The organism is Staphylococcus hyicus (genome assembly GCF_000816085.1).
GTDB classification, from domain to species: domain Bacteria; phylum Bacillota; class Bacilli; order Staphylococcales; family Staphylococcaceae; genus Staphylococcus; species Staphylococcus hyicus.
The window spans coordinates 30,806-52,510 of sequence record NZ_CP008747.1 but is presented as its reverse complement, the minus strand read 5'-3'; the positions used below and the strand labels follow the sequence as shown (position 1 = coordinate 52,510).

Annotated in this window: 19 protein-coding genes and 2 tRNA genes; 2 read left to right on the top strand and 19 right to left on the bottom strand. The window is 33.2% G+C overall.

What is annotated here, in order from left to right; genetic code table 11:
• Nucleotides 1-12: 12 nt before the first annotated feature.
• From SHYC_RS00255 to SHYC_RS00230, 6 genes are all read right to left on the bottom strand, one after another.
• Complete coding sequence (locus SHYC_RS00255; protein ID WP_039643469.1) at nucleotides 13-1,602, bottom strand: (2,3-dihydroxybenzoyl)adenylate synthase; 1,590 nt, start codon at nucleotides 1,600-1,602, stop codon at nucleotides 13-15.
• Nucleotides 1,595-2,296: a 4'-phosphopantetheinyl transferase family protein gene (locus tag SHYC_RS00250; RefSeq protein ID WP_052257750.1), complete on the bottom strand. Its 702-nt coding sequence runs from the start codon at nucleotides 2,294-2,296 to the stop codon at nucleotides 1,595-1,597. The genes SHYC_RS00255 and SHYC_RS00250 overlap by 8 nt, the downstream gene beginning before the upstream one ends.
• Entirely contained in the window at nucleotides 2,286-3,020 is a 735-nt protein-coding gene (locus tag SHYC_RS00245) for a thioesterase II family protein (protein ID WP_052257749.1), read from the bottom strand. Before SHYC_RS00245 ends, SHYC_RS00250 begins: the two co-directional genes overlap by 11 nt.
• Before the next feature lie 323 nt (nucleotides 3,021-3,343).
• On the bottom strand, nucleotides 3,344-6,466 hold the full coding sequence (locus SHYC_RS00240) for a type I restriction endonuclease subunit R (RefSeq protein ID WP_039643467.1): 3,123 nt from the start codon (nucleotides 6,464-6,466) through the stop codon (nucleotides 3,344-3,346).
• Nucleotides 6,450-7,649 (bottom strand): restriction endonuclease subunit S, encoded by a 1,200-nt coding sequence (locus tag SHYC_RS00235; RefSeq protein ID WP_039643465.1) that lies wholly within the window; start codon nucleotides 7,647-7,649, stop codon nucleotides 6,450-6,452. Before SHYC_RS00235 ends, SHYC_RS00240 begins: the two co-directional genes overlap by 17 nt.
• Nucleotides 7,639-9,150, bottom strand: a complete 1,512-nt coding sequence (locus SHYC_RS00230; RefSeq protein ID WP_039643463.1) for a class I SAM-dependent DNA methyltransferase — start codon at nucleotides 9,148-9,150, stop codon at nucleotides 7,639-7,641. The genes SHYC_RS00235 and SHYC_RS00230 overlap by 11 nt, the downstream gene beginning before the upstream one ends.
• Before the next feature lie 160 nt (nucleotides 9,151-9,310).
• Between SHYC_RS00230 and SHYC_RS00225 the strand changes: the two genes are divergently transcribed.
• Nucleotides 9,311-10,705 (top strand): PIN domain-containing protein, encoded by a 1,395-nt coding sequence (locus tag SHYC_RS00225; RefSeq protein WP_039643461.1) that lies wholly within the window; start codon nucleotides 9,311-9,313, stop codon nucleotides 10,703-10,705.
• 253 nt (nucleotides 10,706-10,958) lie between these two features.
• On the opposite strand, the gene SHYC_RS12430 is transcribed toward SHYC_RS00225, so the two are convergent.
• The 13 genes from SHYC_RS12430 to SHYC_RS00160 form a co-directional block, all read right to left on the bottom strand.
• On the bottom strand, nucleotides 10,959-11,183 hold the full coding sequence (locus SHYC_RS12430; RefSeq protein WP_039643459.1) for a hypothetical protein: 225 nt from the start codon (nucleotides 11,181-11,183) through the stop codon (nucleotides 10,959-10,961).
• A gap of 400 nt (nucleotides 11,184-11,583) precedes the next feature.
• Complete coding sequence (locus tag SHYC_RS12425) at nucleotides 11,584-11,976, bottom strand: hypothetical protein (RefSeq protein WP_082021508.1); 393 nt, start codon at nucleotides 11,974-11,976, stop codon at nucleotides 11,584-11,586.
• A gap of 227 nt (nucleotides 11,977-12,203) precedes the next feature.
• The gene (gene rlmH / locus SHYC_RS00210) at nucleotides 12,204-12,683 is read right to left on the bottom strand and encodes a 23S rRNA (pseudouridine(1915)-N(3))-methyltransferase RlmH (RefSeq protein WP_039643457.1); all 480 of its coding nucleotides are present in this window, start codon (nucleotides 12,681-12,683) and stop codon (nucleotides 12,204-12,206) included.
• Nucleotides 12,684-13,079: 396 nt separating this feature from the next.
• Nucleotides 13,080-13,478, bottom strand: coding sequence for an arsenate reductase (thioredoxin) (gene arsC, locus SHYC_RS00205; RefSeq protein WP_039643455.1), 399 nt, complete (start codon nucleotides 13,476-13,478; stop codon nucleotides 13,080-13,082).
• Between the two features lie 17 nt (nucleotides 13,479-13,495).
• Nucleotides 13,496-14,785, bottom strand: coding sequence for an arsenite efflux transporter membrane subunit ArsB (arsB, locus tag SHYC_RS00200; protein ID WP_039643452.1), 1,290 nt, complete (start codon nucleotides 14,783-14,785; stop codon nucleotides 13,496-13,498).
• Nucleotides 14,782-15,102: an ArsR/SmtB family transcription factor gene (locus tag SHYC_RS00195; RefSeq protein WP_039643450.1), complete on the bottom strand. Its 321-nt coding sequence runs from the start codon at nucleotides 15,100-15,102 to the stop codon at nucleotides 14,782-14,784. The genes arsB and SHYC_RS00195 overlap by 4 nt, the downstream gene beginning before the upstream one ends.
• Before the next feature lie 112 nt (nucleotides 15,103-15,214).
• Nucleotides 15,215-15,997 (bottom strand): MBL fold metallo-hydrolase, encoded by a 783-nt coding sequence (locus SHYC_RS00190; protein ID WP_039643447.1) that lies wholly within the window; start codon nucleotides 15,995-15,997, stop codon nucleotides 15,215-15,217.
• A gap of 25 nt (nucleotides 15,998-16,022) precedes the next feature.
• Nucleotides 16,023-16,799: a two-component system regulatory protein YycI gene (locus SHYC_RS00185; protein WP_039643445.1), complete on the bottom strand. Its 777-nt coding sequence runs from the start codon at nucleotides 16,797-16,799 to the stop codon at nucleotides 16,023-16,025.
• A complete protein-coding gene (locus SHYC_RS00180) occupies nucleotides 16,796-18,133 on the bottom strand; it encodes a YycH family regulatory protein (protein WP_039643443.1) in 1,338 nt (445 codons plus the stop codon). Before SHYC_RS00180 ends, SHYC_RS00185 begins: the two co-directional genes overlap by 4 nt.
• Nucleotides 18,123-19,955, bottom strand: coding sequence for a cell wall metabolism sensor histidine kinase WalK (gene walK / locus SHYC_RS00175; RefSeq protein ID WP_039643441.1), 1,833 nt, complete (start codon nucleotides 19,953-19,955; stop codon nucleotides 18,123-18,125). Before walK ends, SHYC_RS00180 begins: the two co-directional genes overlap by 11 nt.
• 12 nt (nucleotides 19,956-19,967) lie before the next feature.
• The gene (gene yycF / locus SHYC_RS00170) at nucleotides 19,968-20,669 is read right to left on the bottom strand and encodes a response regulator YycF (RefSeq protein WP_037565202.1); all 702 of its coding nucleotides are present in this window, start codon (nucleotides 20,667-20,669) and stop codon (nucleotides 19,968-19,970) included.
• 247 nt (nucleotides 20,670-20,916) lie between these two features.
• Nucleotides 20,917-20,990: transfer RNA gene (locus tag SHYC_RS00165), tRNA-Asp, on the bottom strand.
• Between the two features lie 6 nt (nucleotides 20,991-20,996).
• Nucleotides 20,997-21,071 (bottom strand) — tRNA-Glu (locus SHYC_RS00160).
• A 301-nt stretch (nucleotides 21,072-21,372) separates the two neighbouring features.
• Between SHYC_RS00160 and SHYC_RS00155 the strand changes: the two genes are divergently transcribed.
• Nucleotides 21,373-21,639, top strand: coding sequence for a YrhK family protein (locus SHYC_RS00155; protein ID WP_039643439.1), 267 nt, complete (start codon nucleotides 21,373-21,375; stop codon nucleotides 21,637-21,639).
• Nucleotides 21,640-21,705: the final 66 nt, after the last annotated feature.

Sequence of the window (21,705 nt, the reverse complement as noted above, 5' to 3'; positions counted from 1 at the left end):
TCCCATCTTTATTTAAATCATTGTCTTTAATTTTTTAATATCTATTTTCCCAAATGAAGTTAATGGCCATTCTTTTACAGTTTTAATACAATCAGGTAACTTAAATTCTGCTAACCCATGATTCTTCAGATAAGTTCTGAGTTCAATAATATTTAAATTTGTTTCATTTTTTAAACACACGCAGATCTTTTCACCTACAATTTCATCTTCAATACCTATAACTTTTACATCATCAATATGATTATGTGTTAATAAAAGATTTTCTATTTCAGAAGGTAATATTTTTTCACCTGATTTATTTATCATTTCTTTAATACGCCCAACTATTTTATATCGACCATTTTTATATTTACATACTTTATCACCTGTCATAAAATACATATTATCGTCTACGCATTTAATATTAGGAGCATTATAATAACCGTATATTGTATAAGGACCTCTAACATAAAGTTCACCAAATTCTCCTTCTGCTACTTCGTTTCCATTTTCATCAACAATTTTTACTTCATCATATTCTGAAATAGGTGTGCCTTGAGTCTCATAAATAATTTCATCTTCATCTTTTGGAGACGTCATACATATTAAGCCTTCTGCTATGCCATATACCTGTTGCAAAGTACATTTTAATGTTTCAACAATCTCTTTACCTGTATATGAATCTAATAATGAGCCACCAATCTGAATTAGTTTTAATGAACTAATATTATAATCTGGATTATTTTTATAAAAATCTATACACATTTTAGCGACTGACGGTACTAACGCTGTATGAGTAACAGAATTATCTTCAATCAACGGAAATATTTCATCGGGACTTGTTACATTGCAAATTATTACGGTTCCACCAACCGAAAATGTTCCAATGATTCCTGGACACCCTAATGGGAAATTATGCGCCATTGATAAGGAAGCTAAATAAATAGTATTTTCATCTAATAAACATCTTTTCGCACTTTGTTCCGCAACATATATATAATCACAATGTCTTCTTGGTATTAACTTAGGTATACCAGTAGTACCTCCAGAAAGTAATAGTAAAGCAGTATCTTTATAATGATTAATAGAGTGAATAAACTCTTGTTGATAAAAGTAATCATTACGCTTTAGATTGTAAAAATTTTTATATTCATTGGTGTCTCCTAGAATATATTTTTTTATCTTATAATTCATTTCTGATTCTATTTCTCTAATAAAATTTTCATAGGAAAAGCCTAGATAATTTGATTTAGCAATATAAGCAACAGCTTGAGAATTTTTAATAACTCCTTTAACTTCTAATTTTCTATGATTTGCCAATGTTAAAACAGGTTTTGCACCAATTTTAAATAGAGCGAATATTACAAAAACAAACTCTAAACAGTTAGGTAATTGGACAACTACAGTATCCCCTTCTTTTATACCATCTGAAACCATTCTATTTGCATAATTTTTTATTACCTTTGTTAATGTTTCATATGTAATTTTTATATCACCATCAATAATTGCTAAATTTTGAGGGTATAATTTTGACTTTTCTTCTAGATACTCGTCAAGAGTATAATTTCCCCATACCTCTTGATCATAAAAATTTTCTAGTTCTTTCTTTAATATATTATTCATCTTTTATCTCCTCGGTAGTTATACCAATAACAAATCGAGAGTATATATACTCGATTTTAATTATATGGTTTGTGTATTTATTATCATTAATAATTTCAAAATAATTTGATTTTATAACGTTAATTTTTGCGTTCTTTAATCCTTTCAATAAACCATAACCTTTACATTTGAGGTATGCTTCTTTAGCAACCCATACCTCAAAAAATTTAATAACTTCACTATTAATATAGTTTTTTTCAAAATTGCTAAAATGGTAATTTACTATATTTTCAAATTCTATTTTTCTTTCGGTATTCTCAATATCTACTCCTATATTTGCATATGAAAAAGCAATTACTGAACAACCAGTAGTATGAGAAATGTTAAATTTTATATTACCCTTATTTGTTATGTATGGTTTGCCGTAAGGATTATAATAATAATCTAACTCGTCAATACTACAATTCATCAGCTTACAATAAAATATATTAATAACGGAATGGCTTATTAAATAATTCACTTTGTCACTGAGTACTGCTATGTTCTTAATGTGTTGAACTTGCTCCCTAGTTAAAAGTTTATAATCTGATTCATTAAGTTCTATTTTTTCAGTCAATATAATCACTATTGAAGAATACCCTTTTAATAAGTCTATTAATATTTTAATTGGATTAAATGATTCAACATTAGAAATCTTATTTATTTTATAAATCATTCAAATATTCCTTAATCTTACAAATAACTTCATCTGGATTATCATTAACAAACATATGCCCACCATTAACATATTCATATTTAAAGTCAGAAGTTGTATATCTTCCCCATTCTAATAGTTCGGCTAGTTCAATTTGTGAGTCATGTGTGCCCATTAATGCAAATATAGGACTTTCTAACTTTTCGTTTAATTTATCTTGATACTCTTCATCTATGATAAAGTCAGCTTTTAACATTGGCAGAAACAAATTCATCAAATCTTTATTTTCTAACACTTCTTTGGGGGTTCCACCGTATAATTTTAAGCCTTCAATGAAATCTTCTTTATCAAGATGGTATATTGGATTTTTTTCTTTATAACATGGTGCTCTGCCAGCTGAAATAATAATACCTTTTGGATTAGGTAATTTTTCATTATGTTTAATTTTTAATGCAAGTTCATAAACCACTTTAGTTCCCATACTGTGTCCGAATAGATAATACTCATTATCGAAATTATATGTTTCTAACATTTCTTCGTAAATTTCAAAAACTAAATTATTTATATCATTTAAAGGTTGTTCGCTAAAACGATTTTCTCTTCCAGGATAAAGTATACGCAACACATTAAAACCTTTAAACGCAGATGGCCAATTCTTATAAATATTGGTTCCACCACCTGCATATGGGAATAATATAATAGATTTATCAAATTTATTATGGTTATCGATCAAATACTTACCCAATTGATCATCCACTCCTTGTGCAATTTATTATTCAATTGGTAAACTTACAATATTATAGTACACCAAATGATAATGATTATCAATCGCATTTGTGTAATAAATTACCAATATACTTCTAATATATAATTGTTTTTAAGTAACTAACTTTATAAACACTTTCGTATTATAACGATTTATTAATTGGTGCTTTTTAACGTAAAAATACTAAGATTAGCGTGAAGAATTTTATGACGATAGAATTCTTCACGCTAATCTTAGTATGTTTTATATAAAATCATAGCATCCCTCACTTTGCGGTGAAGGATGCTATGATTAATTTATTTTTATTGTTGGCTGGCCATTAGTTCTGCTTGTTCTACAACTTGTTCTACAGCCATTTTTTGAAGATCAGGTGGGTAACCATATTTCTTTAATAGTCGTCTTACTTGGACTCTCATTTTAGCCTTTGCGCTCTCACGTTTTGACCAGTCTACACTCATATTATTCTTGACCGTTTTTGTTAATTCATGTGCAATAGCTCGTAATTCTTTATCCCCCATTGCTTCTTTTGCAGTTTCATGAGAGGCTAATGCATCATAAAAAGCAATTTCCTCCGTGCTCAGACCTAAGTCTTTTCCTCGTTGTTTTTCTTGATTTATTTCTTTCGCCATTTGAATCAATTCTTCTATAACTTTTGAAGCTTCAATAGAACGGTTATTGTATTTTTGTATTGATTTACTTAGCATCTCAGAAAACCTCTTAGATACAGTAGTATTTGTTTTCATTAATGATTTAACTTGTCCTTTAAGTAATTTGTTCAACAATTCAACCGCTACATTTTTTTGTTGAAGTCCTTCTACATCTTTTAAGAATTCATCTGACAATATTGAGATATCTGGATTTTCTATTCCAAGTGTTTGATAAATATCTACAACTTCTTCAGTCACCACTGATTTTGAAATTAATTGATTTATTTCTGCTTCTATTTCAGCAGATGTCTTTTTACGCTCACTTGCATCAGTAGGTGGAGCTAACAACTTAACAAGACCAGATTTTACAGCTTTTAAAAATGCAATTTCGCTATTCAGTTCTTGTGCTGCTTCCTCTGTCGCACATAATGCAAATGCCTTAGAAAGCTCTGTCACTGTTTTTATAAATCGCTCTCTTTCTTTCTCACCTAATCCAATGATATAATCCATCGTATTTGAGATAGCATTATAGCGATTTAATTGATCTTCTGACTCAAAGTCAGAATAGTCATGGTTATATAGCATATCTTGTATGATATCGTATTTCATTAACATAACTTCAAGAGCTTTATCTGTGTCTATGCCTGTTTGTTCTCTATCAGAGTCCGTATACTCTTTTAATGCTTCCTTCAGACTTTCAGCAATACCTACATAATCAACAATTAAGCCGCCTGGTTTATCTTTAAATACTCTATTAACACGCGCAATAGCTTGCATTAAATTATGACCTTTCATCGGTTTATCTATGTACATTGTATGCATTGAAGGTACATCAAATCCTGTTAACCACATGTCTCGCACAATTACGAGTTGCAATTCATCATTAACATCTTTCATGCGCTTCTCTAGAAGGTTTCTTCTCTTTTTCGGACCTATATGTTTTTGGAAGTTTTGAGGATCGCTTGATGAACCTGTCATAACCACTTTGATAACACCTTTGTCATCATCGTCTGAATGCCATTTTGGTTTTAGCCTTACAATTTCATCATATAAATCGACTGCAATACGACGACTCATTGTGACAATCATACCTTTACCTTTCATTGCCTTCTGCCTTGTTTCAAAGTGATTAATAATGTCAGTTGCTAAAGCATGTATACGTTGCTCTGCACCAGATAGTGCTTCTATACGTGACCATTTAGATTTCAATCGAGATTTAGTATCTTCTTCTTGGCCAGAGGTAATGACATTATATGCTTCATCAATATCTAAATCGCTTGGTAAATTTAATGGAATAATACGACTTTCATAGTATATTTTAACCGTACTACCATCTTCTACAGATTGTGTCATATCATATACATCAATATAATTACCGAATACCATTTGTGTATTCTTATCTGTTGAAGATACAGGTGTTCCAGTAAAGCCAACAAATGAAGCGTTGGGTAAAGCATCTCTTAAATATTTTGCATAACCATATTTAATACCTTCACCTTTTTCATCGTAAGTTGCTTTAAAACCATATTGTGTGCGGTGTGCTTCGTCCGCCATAACAACTACATTTTTACGGTCTGTTAAAGCATCCATTGTCGCTCGGCCTTCATCAGGTTCAAATTTCTGCATAGTTGTAAATATGATACCACCGGATTCAACCGATAATAGTTCTTTCAATTCTTTACGTGAATTTGCTTGTTTAGGTGTTTGTCTTAGTAATCCTTTACCTGAGCGCCCTTTGGATTTAACAAAAGTACCATACAATTGATTGTCTAAGTCATTACGGTCTGTTACGACCACTAATGTTGGATTATTTAATTTTTGAATTAACTTTCCTGAGAAGAAAACCATTGTCAAACTCTTACCAGAACCTTGTGTGTGCCAAATAACGCCCCCCTTGCCATCTCCATGTTCAGATGTTGCTTCCATAGCACGATCAATAGCTTTATTCACTGCATAATATTGATGGTATGCAGCTAATATTTTAACTATATGTCCTTTACCGTCATCTTGGAACAAAACAAAATGACGTATTAAATCTAATAGTACTTCTTTGTTTAACATCCCATGAATCAATATATCTAAACTACGAAACGTTGATGAATCTTCAGTCTTTCCATCTTTAGTGCGCCAAGTCATAAAACGGTCATAATCAGCAGTTATAGAACCAGCTTTTGTATTAACACCATCACTTGTTACTAATACTGCATTATGATTAAATAATTGTGGAATTCTCATTTTATAAGTTTCTAACTGATGATACCCGTCTTCAATACCAACAGATTCATTTGTAGAATTTTTCAGTTCAATGACCACTACTGGTAATCCATTTATGAATAACACAATATCAGGTCGTTTTTTATAATCCCCATTCACAACAGTTAACTGATTAACCGCTAAAAAATCATTATTTCCCGGGTTATCAAAGTCGAATACATACACCAAATCATTAATCGTTTCACCGTCATCATTATAGTGTTCAACCTCAATACCATTTGTAATCATTTCATGGAAAGAACGGTTATTCTCTAATAAACTAGGCGACTTCTCAATAGAAATTTCACGAATTGCCTGTTCAATTGCACTATTATTTAGTTCAGGATTAATACGTCTCAAAGCCGCTTCCAAACGATCATCAAGCACAACATCTTTGTCGCTCTCCCGTTCATTCATAATCCCATTTTCACCACTATCTCGACCATTCTTAACAGAATAACCAAGACCCTCAAACCACTTCAATGCCACCTGTTCTAAATCATCTTCACTAAATTGAAAGCTCATCTTCCATCACCTCAATGTCATCAGGTATCTCAATTTCACCTGACATTAATTTTGGCAGTAATGTGTCACGGAGTTGGGTTAAATAATTATTCTCGCTATGTAATTCAACTATTTTTTCATAATTATTTTTTGTTAATTGACAATATCTATCTATTATTTTTTTATCAGCACATATTATCTTTATATTTCCAAACTTAACAGGTGATATATTCGCTTGGGCACTACCAATTGCTTGTTCAAGAGTTAATCTTTTAATTCTATCACTATTTAACAAATGGTAAATATACACATTATCAACATTTGATGTGATAAGTCCTACGCGTTGATTAACAAAAGCTGTCTGTTTAAGCTTTGGAACAACGCCCATTTTACCTGCTGTTGCCCCTGTTAAAGCTATTAATATTTCACCACCATAAACTTTAAATTTAGATGCCTTTTTTACATAATACTCTTTTACTTTATCCAATCCATTGACATCTATTGATTTATTATTAATATCTTTAATTTTAATGACATTACAGCCATTATCATTCCACCATTTACTTTTAAAGGCATAACCTGAGTGTATTTTAAATAAATCCTTCATTTTTATTATGCTCCATAGTTCAGGGATATCACCTAATTCACTATCAATCAACTCTCCACCACTTGATTTGTATGGATTACCATTTTCATCAGGGAATTCAAAATCAACAAACCAACGCTTGAATAGTGTTTGTGAAAGTTCTTCGAGGTTTGCTATTATTTTTTGATTTAATTCAATCTTCCAATCAATATTACTTAATACTTTTACTACATTTTTTTGTGTTTTAATATTCGGTATATCTATACTTATTTTGTATAACGTTTCAGTTCTTAAACTAGGTATTGTAGTTCCTTCATTATAATAATTAAAATCTATTTGACTTAATTTATAATATAAGTATTTAGGTAATACAAGATTTTCTTTAACCACCGTATAAAATAATGTATCTATTGTCCAAAATGGTTTTTCTATATATTTTACTTTGCCAATGCTTCCTTTTCGTCCGATTAAAACACTAGGTTTATCATATAAAAAATCATCAGCATAATCCATAACTCCACCTGTGCCTAAAATTGGATATACTCCATTAGAGTTTTTCACATTCTTTTGATTTTTACCATACTTAATTTCTACTAAATCTTTTAATTTATACTCCATAACCTAATCCCTCCAATGATTTTCGGATTTGGTCTTCGAGCTCCTTTGATTTCGCAAATTGTTCGCTTAAATCTGCTGTGATTCTTTCCATTTTCTTTTCAAATGGTTCTGAGTCTTCTTTTACTTCTGCTAATCCTACATAACGTCCTGGTGTTAAGATATATTCGTTGTCTTTTATTTCTTCTGTTTTTGCTACTTTACAGAAACCTGCTTTATCTTCATATTGATTATCGTTTGTACCTCGCCATGAGTGATAAACATTTGCTATATCTTTTATTTCATCATCTGAGAATTCTTTTAATGTTCTTGATACCATACTTCCAATATTTCTAGCATCTATAAATAGTACTTCTCCACGTCGTTCATTCTTACCGTTTTTAGCTTTATTTTTTGTCACGAACCACAAACATACTGGAATTTGAGTTGAATAGAATAGTTGACCTGGTAATGTCACAATACACTCAACTAAATCTTGTTCAATTAAGTTTTTACGTATCTCTAATTCATCTTTACCACTTGTTGACATTGAACCATTCGCTAATACAAAACCAGCTGTACCGCTTGGTGCAAGTTTAGAAATCATATGTTCAATCCATGCATAGTTGGCATTGCCTTTAGGAGGAATACCAAATTTCCAGCGATAATCATCTAATAATTTTTCTTGTCCCCAATCACTTGCATTGAATGGTGGATTAGCCAATATAAAATCAGCTTTCAAATCTTTATGTAAATCATTATGAAATGTGTCTGCATGATGCACACCTAAATCATTATCTATACCTCGAATAGCCAAATTCATTTTCGCTAATTTCCAAGTAGTCGGATTAGATTCTTGACCATAAACAGCAATATCACCTATACGACCTTGATGGCGTCCAATAAAATGCTCACTTTGTACAAACATCCCCCCCGAACCACAACACGGATCGTAAATACGTCCTTTATAAGGTTCAATCATCTCAACTAATAATTTTACTATTGATACTGGTGTATAGAATTCTCCCGCATTTTTACCTTCTGCACTTGCAAATTTAGCAATAAAATATTCATATACTCGCCCTAGTATATCCTGTTTACGACTTTCAATATCACCAACTTTAAAGGTAAACAAATCAATAATTTCTCCTAACTTTTCTTTATCCAAATCAGGTCTTGCATACTCTTTAGGTAATACACCTTTTAATGATTCATTTTCCTTTTCAATCGCAATCATCGCTTTATCGATAATTTGTCCGATATCAGGATTTTTAGCATTATCATTGATGTATTGCCATCTTGCTTCTTTTGGAACCCAAAATATATTTTCTGCTTGATATTCATCTTTATCTTCTTCATCAGCTAATTCATTATTTTTTAATTCATCATATTTTTCTTCGAATGAATCTGATACGTACTTTAGAAATATAAGTCCTAACGCCACATTTTTATATTCTGATGCATCCATACTTCCTCTTAATTTATCTGCCGCTTGCCATAATTTCTCCTCGAACTTAAGTGTCATAGCATTCCACTCCCTATATTTGATTGCTTAAACAAAACATTGTTATGAATTATAGAATAGTTTATTGTTTTACATAATTTTGGTTTACAGTTGTTTCACGTATAACCATCATATAGTATTAAATTAGGTAAATCCATAATATTTTAAAGGGGCAAACATTTTGAATTACATTATATTAGATACAAATACACTTCATATAAGTAGTTTTAATGCTTACAAAGGCTTCAAACTCAACAGTTTTTTTGAGGATTTAAAAGGTAAAATTGAGTTAAATGATGTTGAAGAGTCATTTCAAATATTAATTCCAGAAATCGTTTTTAATGAATTACTTCAACACCAAGTTCAGGAATTTAACAAAGATATAGAAATTTTAAAATTACTTAAAGATAAGTTTATAGGTTTGAACAACTTTACTATTAAAATCCCTGATAAGATAGACTATGATAAACATTTGAACATAGCAATGTCAGAATTCAAATCACGATATGGTATACAAACAATAAAAATTCATTCAGATAAGAATTCATTTGATAATATCATTGAAAAAGCACTACAAAAATTACCACCTTTTGAAGGTAAAAACAAACAATCTGATAAAGGTTTTAAAGATGCATTAATATGGGAATCAATTATGCAATATGCTAGCGAAAATGTTGGTGATTATTATTTTCTTACATATGATAAAATTTTTAATAATGATTTAACAAAGAAGACATTACTTCAAGAATTCAATTCTCGAAATTCTAATAGTTCTATAGAATTTATTAATAATAAAGATGAAATAATTCAACAAATAGAAAAATTTTCCGGAGAACAATATAAATTACACCGTAAAAATAACATTGAATCCCAATTAAAAGATTATTTACCGGAATTAGAGACACAAGTTGTAGAGGAAATCTTTAATGATTTCAGTATAAATAGCATTACAAATTATAAATATGATTCTTATGAATTTGTTAATACCTTTCCATACCTATCAAAAGTTAATGACATCTCTTATGAATTTAGCTTAGTATGTATATTAAAAGCAGTCAAACCAAGTAGTAAAATATCATTAAATGTAACAATAAACTTTCTGTTAACTACTGTAAGTAGCAAAGATAATAATATTAATATCATTGAAATAGACAATATCGATGCTTCTACTGAAGATGGAGATAATTTAGATTTAATAACAAATCCATTTAAAAAAGAGTTAACACCAGTATCTAATGAATTATTTGAAGAATGTGAAACTACTAATAACTCCACAACTAAAATTAAGGCTAATTCTTTAGAAAATAATGATACTATATGTAATTTGAATGATTCAGATAAAAAAGTGGTTGAACACATAATATTAAATGGTAATTTTAATTCAAAAAATGCACAATTATTAGATAAGTTATATCTCGTTATTTCAGATCATTTAACCGTAGATTGGTCACATTTTGAAAATAAAACCAAGGCTTTAAAAATTGCAGTAAAAAAAGAACTCAAAAAAAATAACCTCTCCAACGCTGAACATATCGCAGTCGAAATTGTAGATAAATTATTGAATAATTATAGGTAAGGCAAAAATAACATATAGTAACTTTTATAACAAAAAAATACATCATAACTACTTAAAAAGACACATATTAATAACAGTGTCTTTTTAAGTTTATATTAAAATTTATTGTCACTTGAGCGATAAGCTGCATATTATGATTCATAGAAAGATAACCTACATACATTTGAGATTTTAGGTATTGATTGTATATACAACTACCATGAAACCCTTCAATAATAAGATGTCAAAAGAATTTTTAAAACTAATATTGTTACTAGTGATTAGAATCAGCTACTTCAATACAAGTAAATCTATAAACTTTTATCCTTTCTATTACCATTAAATTTGTTGCCAAATCTTGAACTATAAATTCATATTCTTCCTTTTCTATTTCACTATTCGATATAAGAACTTCCCTTTTTAGTTTAGTAATATTTTGTTTGGCTTTCTCTTTCTCCCTATTATTTAAACCTATAATGATTTCTTTCTCTTCTTTCACTTGAAATAAAGGTATATATGAAATATTCTTCTCGCATAAATAACCTATATTATGTAAATTCAATAGTTATATCAAAAATTTACTTAATTATATTTTTATTAAAATATAATTATGAAAAAAATTAGCAAACAAACTCCTTGGATTAGCAATATTGAGTGATACAATTTCTGTATAAATTACAATACCCCTAGTTGCATCTACATATCTAGCATAATCCCAATATAAAATAGTCGAATTGTACTTAATCTTAACTCTCAATAAAGAATTTCGATTATTCATTATGAATAAATGCAAAATTAGGTGGAGATAAATTTTCATCATTTGTTATCATTTCTATTGTAAATTCAGGGTGCAATAAGTAGTACCGTCATATAACATCTTCTTTAGAACTTATTAATTACTAATTCTCTACATCACATATATAACGTCTAACTCTTTCAATAAGATTTGGCAATAAACCTAATCGATATTTCATTAGTATTTCAACTTCAGAAATTGTAGCAGCCCTATCATGAGGTGTATTACTATCTTGATTCCTCGTATAAACTGTATGGCTTCTTAAATATATATTTTTTTGACCTTTAGGTTTGATATCTTCAGCCAGAGTAAATGGAACATGACTAGATCTTTTAATAACGTCTATTTCAACCTCACTAATTAAAATCGTTTTCATTTTAATATCAGAATACCCATTTCCTTCCCATTTCTTATCACGTACTATATTAATTAACTGTTGCTGATTTCTTCTAAATTGTTGTTCACTTATTCCAATAACTTCTCCATTATCAGCCACTCCAATTATAAGGTATGCTCTTTATTTTCTAGATTATTGGCTAAACACATAACTTCATGCAACAATTTATGATTGTCTTCAATTGAGTGATGTTCTTGTTTGTAGTCCCAATAGCTACCTTCATAATTTAAATCAATCAACTCAGAAACTTGTTGTTTTAAGGGATTGTTTTCTCAAACTAAGACACTCCCAACATTATATATAATAGCCTTATTTCAAAAATCTCATCATTTATGATACGCTTCGCCTCTATTTATCTTAAATGCACGATACACCTGCTCTAACAATACGACGCGCATCATTTGATGTGGAAAGGTCATTTTACTGAATGATAGCGCAATGTTGCTACGATTCATGACGTCTTGATGTAAGCCATTCGATCCTCCAATAATGAAAGTAAAGTCGCTTGTACCTTGTGTCATACGTTGATCTATTTCTTTTGCGAGCGCTTCGGAACTTAACATCTTTCCTTGGATTTCTAGTGTAATGACTGTGGATTGTGGTTTGACTTTGGCTAGGATGCGTTGGCCTTCTTTTTCTTTTACTTGCTCAATTTCTTTGTCACTCATATTTTCTGGTGCTTTTTCATCTGGCACTTCGATGATTTCGACTTTTGTATAAGCACTTAAGCGTTTTTCATATTCTGCAATGGCCTGTTTCCAATATTTCTCTTTTAATTTTCCAACTGCGATGATGGTTATTTTCATAGTTTCCTCCATTTTGTTTATAAGTAGCAAGTTATCCACAGGTTGTTCAGTTACTCACATATTTATCCTCATTATACCGAATTTGTATAAATGATTTAAGATAAAATGTGGATTATTTCTATATAATTGTGTATAAGTTTGTGAATATGTGTATAACTTTGTTGGTAATAACGTTATTAACATGTGGATTGTTAATAATTCGTTCGTTTTGTGCACATGTTTGGGGATAACTTCCAACTCATTTTGCACATTTATGCATGTAAATATTTGAAAACGTATTGCGTATATCCCTCAAAATTTTCAGTTATTTATATCATAAGTGATTCATAAATGGTTGCCAATGTTTTGTAAATCTATTAAAAAACGTTACGCATCGATCGCGTAACGTTTTGATTATTATTGTCTATGTTTAAAGTGTTCGATAGCACTTTTGATTTCATCTCTCACGCGTTGAAATTCTGACCATGGTTGTCCTGCCGGGTCGTCGAATCCCCAATGTTCTTTATGAACGTGTGGCGGCATGATCGGACAATGCGCATCGGCATGGCTACACAATGTGACGACTAAATCTGCTTTATTCACAATATCAGGATTGATTAAGTCTGATGTTTGATTTGAGATATCTATACCGACTTCGTGCATCGCTTCAATGGCATTAGGATTGACGCCATGCGTTTCTATACCGCCTGAATAGACATTCCAGTCCTTACCAAGTATGGCTTTTCCCCATCCTTCTGCCATCTGGCTACGGCATGAATTCCCCGTACATATAAAATAAATCGTTCGTTTTTCCATATTGCTCCCCCTAGTTTTTAAAATAATATCAATGTCAGATAAAGTCCGAGTAATGTAATGACTAGCACAGGGAATGTGATGATGATACCTATTTTGAAATACATTCCCCAAGAAATTTTGACGCCTTTTTGTGCTAACACATGAAGCCATAATAACGTTGCAAGTGAACCGATAGGCGTGATTTTGGGTCCTAAATCTGCCCCAATTACATTCGCATAAATCATCCCTTCTTTTAGACTGCCCGTCACACCTGCTTGATGTATCGCAAGCGCATCGATCATGACGGTCGGCATATTGTTCATAACCGCAGATAAAATTGCAGACATCAAGCCCATCCCCATGACACTCGCAAACAATCCGTGCGCTGCAACCATGGATAACGTGTTGCCAAGTAATGTCGTAATGCCGACATTTTTTAATCCAAAGACGACAAGATACATACCGATAGAGAAAAATACGATATTCCATGGCGCGCCTTTAACGACAGCACTTGTATGAACTGCTGGAGAGCGCCGTGCGACCACAATAAAAATGGCAGCAATCGTACATGCGATGAATGAAACAGGCACTTTCACCAATTCGCTTGCGAGATAACCTATAAATAAAAAGCCTAATATCCACCATGACAGATAAAAGAGTTGCCAATCTTTAATGGCATGTGTTGGTTTTTTCAAATGATTAATATCAAATGATTTGGGTATCGCTCTTTTAAAATAAAGCCATAATACAACAATGCTTGCACCAAATGAAAACACATTCGGAATCCACATCCGACTTAAATATTCAACAAAGCCGATGTCGAAATAATCTGCTGAAACGATATTCACAAGGTTACTCACGACAAGGGGCAAAGACGTTGTATCCGCAATAAAACCACTTGCTATAATGAAAGGGAAGACTGCCCGCGCTTTAAATCCTAAGTGGCGCATCATTGCGAGCACGATTGGCGTTAAAATTAAGGCAGCACCATCATTCGCAAAGAATGCAGCAACGATTGCGCCAAGTGTCATAATATATAGAAACATTCTAAAGCCATTACCTTTTGAAGCTTGTACCATATGAAGGGCGGCCCATTCAAAGAACCCTATTTCATCAAGGATTAATGATATCAGAATAATCGCAATGAAGGTGAGGGTCGCATTCCAAACAATTCCCGTCACTTCACCGACATCACTTAAATCGACGACACCCGTCAGTATTGCGACGACAGCGCCGACACACGCCGTAATACCAATATCTAAACCTTTGGGTTGCCAAATCACAAAAACAAGCGTCAACAAAAATATAGTTATCGCAAGTATCATCATCCTTCACAATCACCCATCTTTAAAGAATGACATGCACACGTTGACGTTGGCGTCGTAAGGTATTTTAACGCCTCTTTGAGTTCATTGAAAACGTGATGATTCAGTTGATACATGCGTTTATTACCTTCTTTACGCATATTGACCATATTACCTTCAACAAGGATTTTCATATGATGACTCAGTGTGGGTTGTGAAATCTGAAAGTGTTCGAGTAAGTCACATGCGCATAATTCACCGCATGATAACATGTTGATGATTTCTAATCGGTTCACATCAGAGATCATTTTGAGTTGTTGTGCTAACTTTTGATAAGTCATTGTCATCCACTCCTAACAAAACATAGATTAACATCTATATAGATATACATCAATGTAGAAGATTAAAAAAAGGGTTAAAAACGCAATATGTCGTTTTTAACCCTTAATGTTGTTATAGCGTATAGATGGGTGTCGCTAGTGCTTTATCTGTATCACATAATTTCACTTCATTGACCGTATCAATATCATGTTCGCGTAAAATTTGACCGACACTCATGCGTGCTAAATCTTTCATATTATTGTCTTGTGAGAGATGTGATAAATAGATGCGTTTCGTTTGGCCTGTAATGACGTCTGCCATCGCGTGTGCAGCGTCTTCATTTGAGACGTGACCCATATCACTTAAAATCCGTTGTTTCGTTTTCCATGGATAGCGACACATGCGTAACATATCAACGTCGTGATTACTTTCAAAAATAAATGCATCGCTACCACGAATCATGCCTTTCATACGGTCAGACACATAGCCTGTATCCGTAATCAGTGTCAGTTTTTTATAGTCATTATGGAAAATGTAAAATTGTGGATCTATCGCATCATGAGACACGTTAAAGGATTCCACATCAAACCCAGCGATTGATTTCGTTTCGTATGGATTGAAAATAAATTTTTGTGCACTTGGAATACGCGAATCTTTCTTCTCTATGCACGTCCATGTTTTTTCATTCGCATAAACTGGCAAGTTATATTTTCTCGCCAAAACGCCTAAACCTTTAATATGGTCGGAGTGTTCATGCGTCACTAAAATGCCATTTAAATCAGAAATTTTTCGGTCGATTTGATCGAAAAGTGTTTCCATTTTCTTACCTGTTAAACCGACATCGACTAACAGGCTTCCTTTATCACTCTCTACATAAGTGGCGTTACCTGTACTGCCACTTGCGAGGACACTCATTCGTATCAAGTGACCACCCTTTCTATTATTCTGTAATTTGCGGATTTGAGGACACCGCTTCAACGTAATACGTATGTTTTTTTCCTTTTTTACTTACGGTAATCTCCCAGTTTGCTTGTAGTACTTGAACATTGGTTTCTTTTACTACCGTGTAGTAACCGAGTCGAATGCTATCTACTGACTGACCCGCTTTTAAATATTGATTATAATACAGTGTTTCAATTGCTTCACGTGCACTCATGACGTTACGAGGTTTATTATTTTCACCTTTAGACGGACGGATGTCTTCCATTGTCGATTGTGTAAAAGATTTTGTCTTATTACCATCAACATCAAAAGACAACCGTGCACGATTATTATTCATAATCGGAAAGCCATCATACGTTTGTTCATAAATGATTTTACCGTCTCTTGTTTCATGATATTGATATTGACTGCCACCATAAATATTGGCATTGATGTACGGTTTTAATATCGAAATGGGGTCTTGACTCACGTTAACAGCATGCGTCATTTTTTGAGTTAATGTAAAGCCATCTTTACTGGTTTCTGCATTATCATCATCTTTAACGTCTTTTTCAAAATCATGAGAGTCACCTGTAATGAGCTGCATTTTTACCCCATTCACATTCGGCATATCTTTAGGCAGTTTAATATCCTCTTGTTCAAAATTAACGGCATTGTCATTTTCTGAATCATTGACTTGTGATTTATTCACTTTATCAACATAAATATAAATTAAACAAATATTTGTGAGGAAGAAGACGACGATGAAAAGGGTTTTTGCTTGTTTCCAGTTCACGGTTTAATCAACTCCCCATCTCGAAATTCATACCAATCATTATCATATTTGATATACCATGTTGGTACAAATTGACTATTATGTTGGATTTCAATCCCATCATTTGAAGATTCTTTCGTGTTCATACGATAGCCCACTATCATTTGATCTACTTTAGAAAAATCCACGCGACCATTACTTGCCAGCTTTGATCGCACGTCTTCTGCAGGTAGTAATGCTCTAGGTTTTTCACCATTATCTACGGTCACATTCGTTTTTAATAATCCACGACTATATTCGAAAATGCCGCGTTCACCCCAAATTACACGTATTTGATTACGTATCGTTGAATCAAAAATCGGTCTACCGTTAATGAACATTTGATAAATCATTTCACCTTTTGCGCCATTCGCTTTAAATAATCGGAAATCGTCGGTAAACCCGCCGTGCTTATTAATATAATCAAAAGTTCTGGGAATACTAATATTCATATCACGCGTACTATGTTCATCTTCTGATAAGTTTGTATAACTGTATGTTTCGTTATTCGCATCATAATTCACCATACCGGTATTGTTGTTGTACGTCGTTGTACCGCTTCGAGTTGTGCGTACAATTGGCGTATCGTCAAAGAGAATTGAATTAAGATCTTCAACATTAATGTTATTGAAAATTGTCCGATACGTACGTAAATCTTTCGGTGACTTAGGCGCATATAAATACGTCGCTTTATTCACAGTCGTTTGATCTGTCAAAATATCTGTGTACGGTTCAAGGTTTGACGACATGTCATCAAGGTGTCCTTTCACTGTGCGCACAGGTACATCCGTCGTCATTTTGATTGCACGTTGACGATCCGCATCAATCGCATAAACATCAATGTCATGACGACTATTCATATCTAAAATGATGCGATTAAATTTAAAATTAGAAGGCACTTTTGCAGGGACATTCATCACTTCATTTAAGTACATCGCAAGCGGTGTGTCTGTCGGGTAGTCTAAAACGACCAGATCATCACTTAATGTCTCTAACGATAACACATGCTCATTTGAAAATTCTTCTACTTTAGATATGTGATGTTTGCTGAATAGACGCGCTAACTCATTCACAGCAGGTGTTGCTGATGTCCCTTCAATTTTATCTTGATTCACATGGACCATTTGATTCGGCGTCATGACTTGTGATGCTTCTTTATCATACCGTGCGCCAATTGCCTTCGTATTTTCATGATGTGGATCACTGTATGTATCTGCCACATCAGGTGAGAAATTCCATATCATCACAGTCAAAATAATACTCATTAAAACAAGAAGTCCTAAGATGATGGATTTGATGAGTTCTTTAGTCTGCATCCCAATCACCATCTTCTATAATTTCACATGGTAGCGTAATGAAAATGGATGTGCCTTGACCTTCGACACTATTCGCCCATATACGTCCATTATGCGCTTCGACAATCTCTTTAGAAATCGCAAGTCCGAGACCTGTACCACCCATTTTACGGGTACGTGCTTTGTCGACACGGAAAAAGCGATCAAAAATCTTATCGACTTTATTAATAGGGATACCTATCCCATTATCTTTGATTCGAACGGTCACACGATTATGTACCGCATTTTGTTTCACGTGAAACTCGACACGTTTTTCACCACGAGAATATTTAATCGCATTCGTAATGACGTTATCGAATACTTGTGTCATCTTATCTGGATCTATTTCTGTGAAAATGGATTTATGTGGAATATCACGGACGAATGTCGTGTCTTTCGCCGACATCTCATGACGATTGATGATTTTGTTGACGAACATATTAAAATCAACAATTTCTTTTGTGATTTGTTCTGTTTCATTATCCATTTTTGATAAGTGAAGTAAATCGTTGACGAGACGAATCATGCGTTCTGTTTCTTCTCGCGTTACCGATAAGAATTGCGGCGCAATGGACTCGTCTTTCCAAGCTCCTTCTTCTAAGGCTTCAATATAACTATTCATTGATGTTAATGGTGTACGTAATTCATGGGACACGTTCGCCACGAATTCACGACGTTCTTTTTCCACTTGTTGTTGCTCGGTAACGTCGTGTAGCACAGCGATATAGCCGGTAACAAAACCCGTGTGTTGAACAATATTACTAAAGTTCACACGTGCAATAATGCCTTCGTCTTCGTTAATATCGAGAAGAAAACTATCGTGGTTATCGCTTAATTCTTCTAACGTATATGTGTCACGTAAATCTAAAATATCAAAAATATGTTGTCCCGTGACATCTTCTTTCATCTTACCAAGCATTTTCAGTGCCATATCGTTAATAATGCGCACACGTCCTCGACGGTCTGTTGCAATAATACCGTCACTCATGTGGGTAATGACAGAGTCTAGACGACGCTTTTCACTCTCGGTATTGGCTTGTGCTTCTTGTACACGTTTTGACAAGTTATTGAAGGCAAGCGCCAACTCACCAATCTCGTCATTGCCGTAAATTTTCACACGTTGTGTGTAATTCCCTTTTGACATTTCTACCGTTTGGTTACGCATATCGGTAATCGGTTTGGTAATGGTACGTGCGATAAAGAATCCCAATATCACAGTAATAATAAGAGAAATTAACGTTCCGACGATAAAGATTTGATTGATGTTGCTCAATTGATCATAGACTTGGTTGATATTCGATTCAATATAGATATCACCGATAAGTCCTTTACTCGTCGTTACAGGCATGTTTTTTACCCACACCCGTTGTTTGCCTTCACCATAATCTTTAAGTACGGTATCCGAATTTTCTTGACCGAGAGAAAGTGCTTTTTGAATCGAGCTTTCATTCGCTTTTTGATTAATCATATGACGATTAGATTGTTTAGACGTCGCTAAAATGATTTGATCCGTATCGATGAAGCGTATTTCAATCATTTCATTGCGGTTGGCATATTCATTTAAAAGATTTTGAATATCTTTTTGAGTGTTGGTCGTGCCATTTTCATCCGCATAGATTTTCTCTATACTGAGCTCAATTTGTTTCGCATTTTGAGAAATATTGGTTTTAAAGGTATCCGTCATCTCTTTCTCAAGACTATTTGTAAAATAGAGACCGATAATTTGCATTCCGATAATGATAAGTAACACATAAACAATAACGAGCTTTGTGTGAAGGGATTGAAATTGTTTTAACCACTTCATATTAAGCATCCTCTAATCATGTTGTTGTAGAAAATAGCCTACACCACGACGTGTTACGATATAGTCTGGGTGAGACGGATCGTCTTCAATTTTTTCACGCAAACGACGAATCGTGACATCTACGGTACGTACGTCGCCAAAGTAATCATAACCCCACACCGTTTGTAGTAAATGTTCACGTGTCATCACTTGACCCATATGATTTGCTAAATAATGGAATAATTCAAACTCACGATGTGTTAAATCAATGTCTTCCCCACGCTTCTTAATAGAATACGCGTCTGGATAAATGACAATATCTTTAATCGTGATGTCATTTGATTGAACTTCTGTATCTTGTGTTGGTTGTGTATAATGACGTCGTAAATTCGCTTTAACACGCGCAATCAATTCACGTGTACTAAACGGTTTTGTAACGTAGTCATCTGCGCCAAGCTCTAAACCAAGAACTTTATCAATTTCTGAGTCTTTGGCAGTTAACATAATGATTGGCATTTCATATTTTTTACGTACTTCACGGCATACTTCCATACCGTCTCGACCAGGTAACATAATGTCTAATAATACGATATCTGGTTCTTTTTCATAAATTAAGTCCACGGCATCATCACCGTCGTAGGCTACATAAACCTCGTAACCTTCTTTTTTCAAGTTAAATTCTAATATATCCGCAATTGGTTTTTCATCGTCGACTACGACTACTTTTCTCGCCATATGCTTTGACCCCATTTCATATTAAAGTGCAAAATTATACGTTTCCAATTGGCATAATCCTATACCTTATAATGTATCACTTCTAAGGGGCAAATTCTATCATTTACTTTATACGTCAATGAGAGAAAGAAAAAGGCAACACTATGATAAACATATCGATATCATAGGTTGCCATTAAGATATAAATAACTGGTGTACGTATTCCTAGCATAAAAAAATGCCCATCCATATTTGGATGAGCAAGTAGCGGTCCCGACGGGAATCGAACCCGCGATCTCCTGCGTGACAGGCAGGCGTGTTAAACCGCTCCACTACGGGACCATATCATGGTGACTCCTACGGGACTCGAACCCGTGTTACCGCCGTGAAAGGGCGGTGTCTTAACCGCTTGACCAAGGAGCCTCTTTTGAACACAAGATTGATTATAGCACCCCATTTTCACGTTGGCAAGATAAATTTTAAATTTTTTTCAATAATTTTTCACACACGCTTTACAAAAGTAATATAGCGGTTGAAAACCCTTTAATATCAGGGGTTTAACTGTATAAATGTGGTATGTTCATCCTTTTAATTCTCGAATAAATGGCATTTAAATGAAAAAAACATACAGCATATAGGTATATAAATTCTTATTTTATTCACACCTTTTCTATAACACAATTACGGGTAAAGTATATTACAAACTTAAGGGAGAGGTGCACGTATGCCTAAAAAAACACAACCCAATATTAACTTTAGAGACCAAAAAAATAGAAAATCATTTGTCTATAAAGCGCTATACCAACTTAATGACGTCGTAATTGGCCTCATTTTTCTCATCGGTAGTTTTTTATTTTTCTCCGATTCTACCGTATTTCAAGGCACTGTATTATTCGTTATTGGGAGTATTCAGATGATCATCCGTCCACTCATCGCGATGATTCACGACCTTCATATGGCAATGATAGACCGAAATGAACATAATCAATAATATACAAAAAAGCCAGCAAAATCTGTGACTTTGCTGGCTTTTATATCATGCGTCAGTCTTACCGTA

Excerpts from the sequence above, each read along its gene's own strand:
- SHYC_RS00255 (WP_039643469.1), bottom strand. The coding sequence starts at position 1,602 with ATGAATAATATATTAAAGAAAGAACTAGAAAATTTTTATGATCAAGAG.
- SHYC_RS00155 (WP_039643439.1), top strand. The coding sequence starts at position 21,373 with ATGCCTAAAAAAACACAACCCAATATTAACTTTAGAGACCAAAAAAAT.
- yycF (WP_037565202.1), bottom strand. The coding sequence starts at position 20,669 with ATGGCGAGAAAAGTAGTCGTAGTCGACGATGAAAAACCAATTGCGGAT.
- rlmH (WP_039643457.1), bottom strand. The coding sequence starts at position 12,683 with ATGAAAATAACCATCATCGCAGTTGGAAAATTAAAAGAGAAATATTGG.
- SHYC_RS00230 (WP_039643463.1), bottom strand. The coding sequence starts at position 9,150 with ATGACACTTAAGTTCGAGGAGAAATTATGGCAAGCGGCAGATAAATTA.
- walK (WP_039643441.1), bottom strand. The coding sequence starts at position 19,955 with ATGAAGTGGTTAAAACAATTTCAATCCCTTCACACAAAGCTCGTTATT.
- arsB (WP_039643452.1), bottom strand. The coding sequence starts at position 14,785 with ATGATGATACTTGCGATAACTATATTTTTGTTGACGCTTGTTTTTGTG.
- SHYC_RS00195 (WP_039643450.1), bottom strand. The coding sequence starts at position 15,102 with ATGACTTATCAAAAGTTAGCACAACAACTCAAAATGATCTCTGATGTG.
- SHYC_RS00250 (WP_052257750.1), bottom strand. The coding sequence starts at position 2,296 with ATGATTTATAAAATAAATAAGATTTCTAATGTTGAATCATTTAATCCA.
- SHYC_RS00180 (WP_039643443.1), bottom strand. The coding sequence starts at position 18,133 with ATGCAGACTAAAGAACTCATCAAATCCATCATCTTAGGACTTCTTGTT.
- SHYC_RS00240 (WP_039643467.1), bottom strand. The coding sequence starts at position 6,466 with ATGAGCTTTCAATTTAGTGAAGATGATTTAGAACAGGTGGCATTGAAG.
- arsC (WP_039643455.1), bottom strand. The coding sequence starts at position 13,478 with ATGGAAAAACGAACGATTTATTTTATATGTACGGGGAATTCATGCCGT.
- SHYC_RS00190 (WP_039643447.1), bottom strand. The coding sequence starts at position 15,997 with ATGAGTGTCCTCGCAAGTGGCAGTACAGGTAACGCCACTTATGTAGAG.
- SHYC_RS00235 (WP_039643465.1), bottom strand. The coding sequence starts at position 7,649 with ATGGAGTATAAATTAAAAGATTTAGTAGAAATTAAGTATGGTAAAAAT.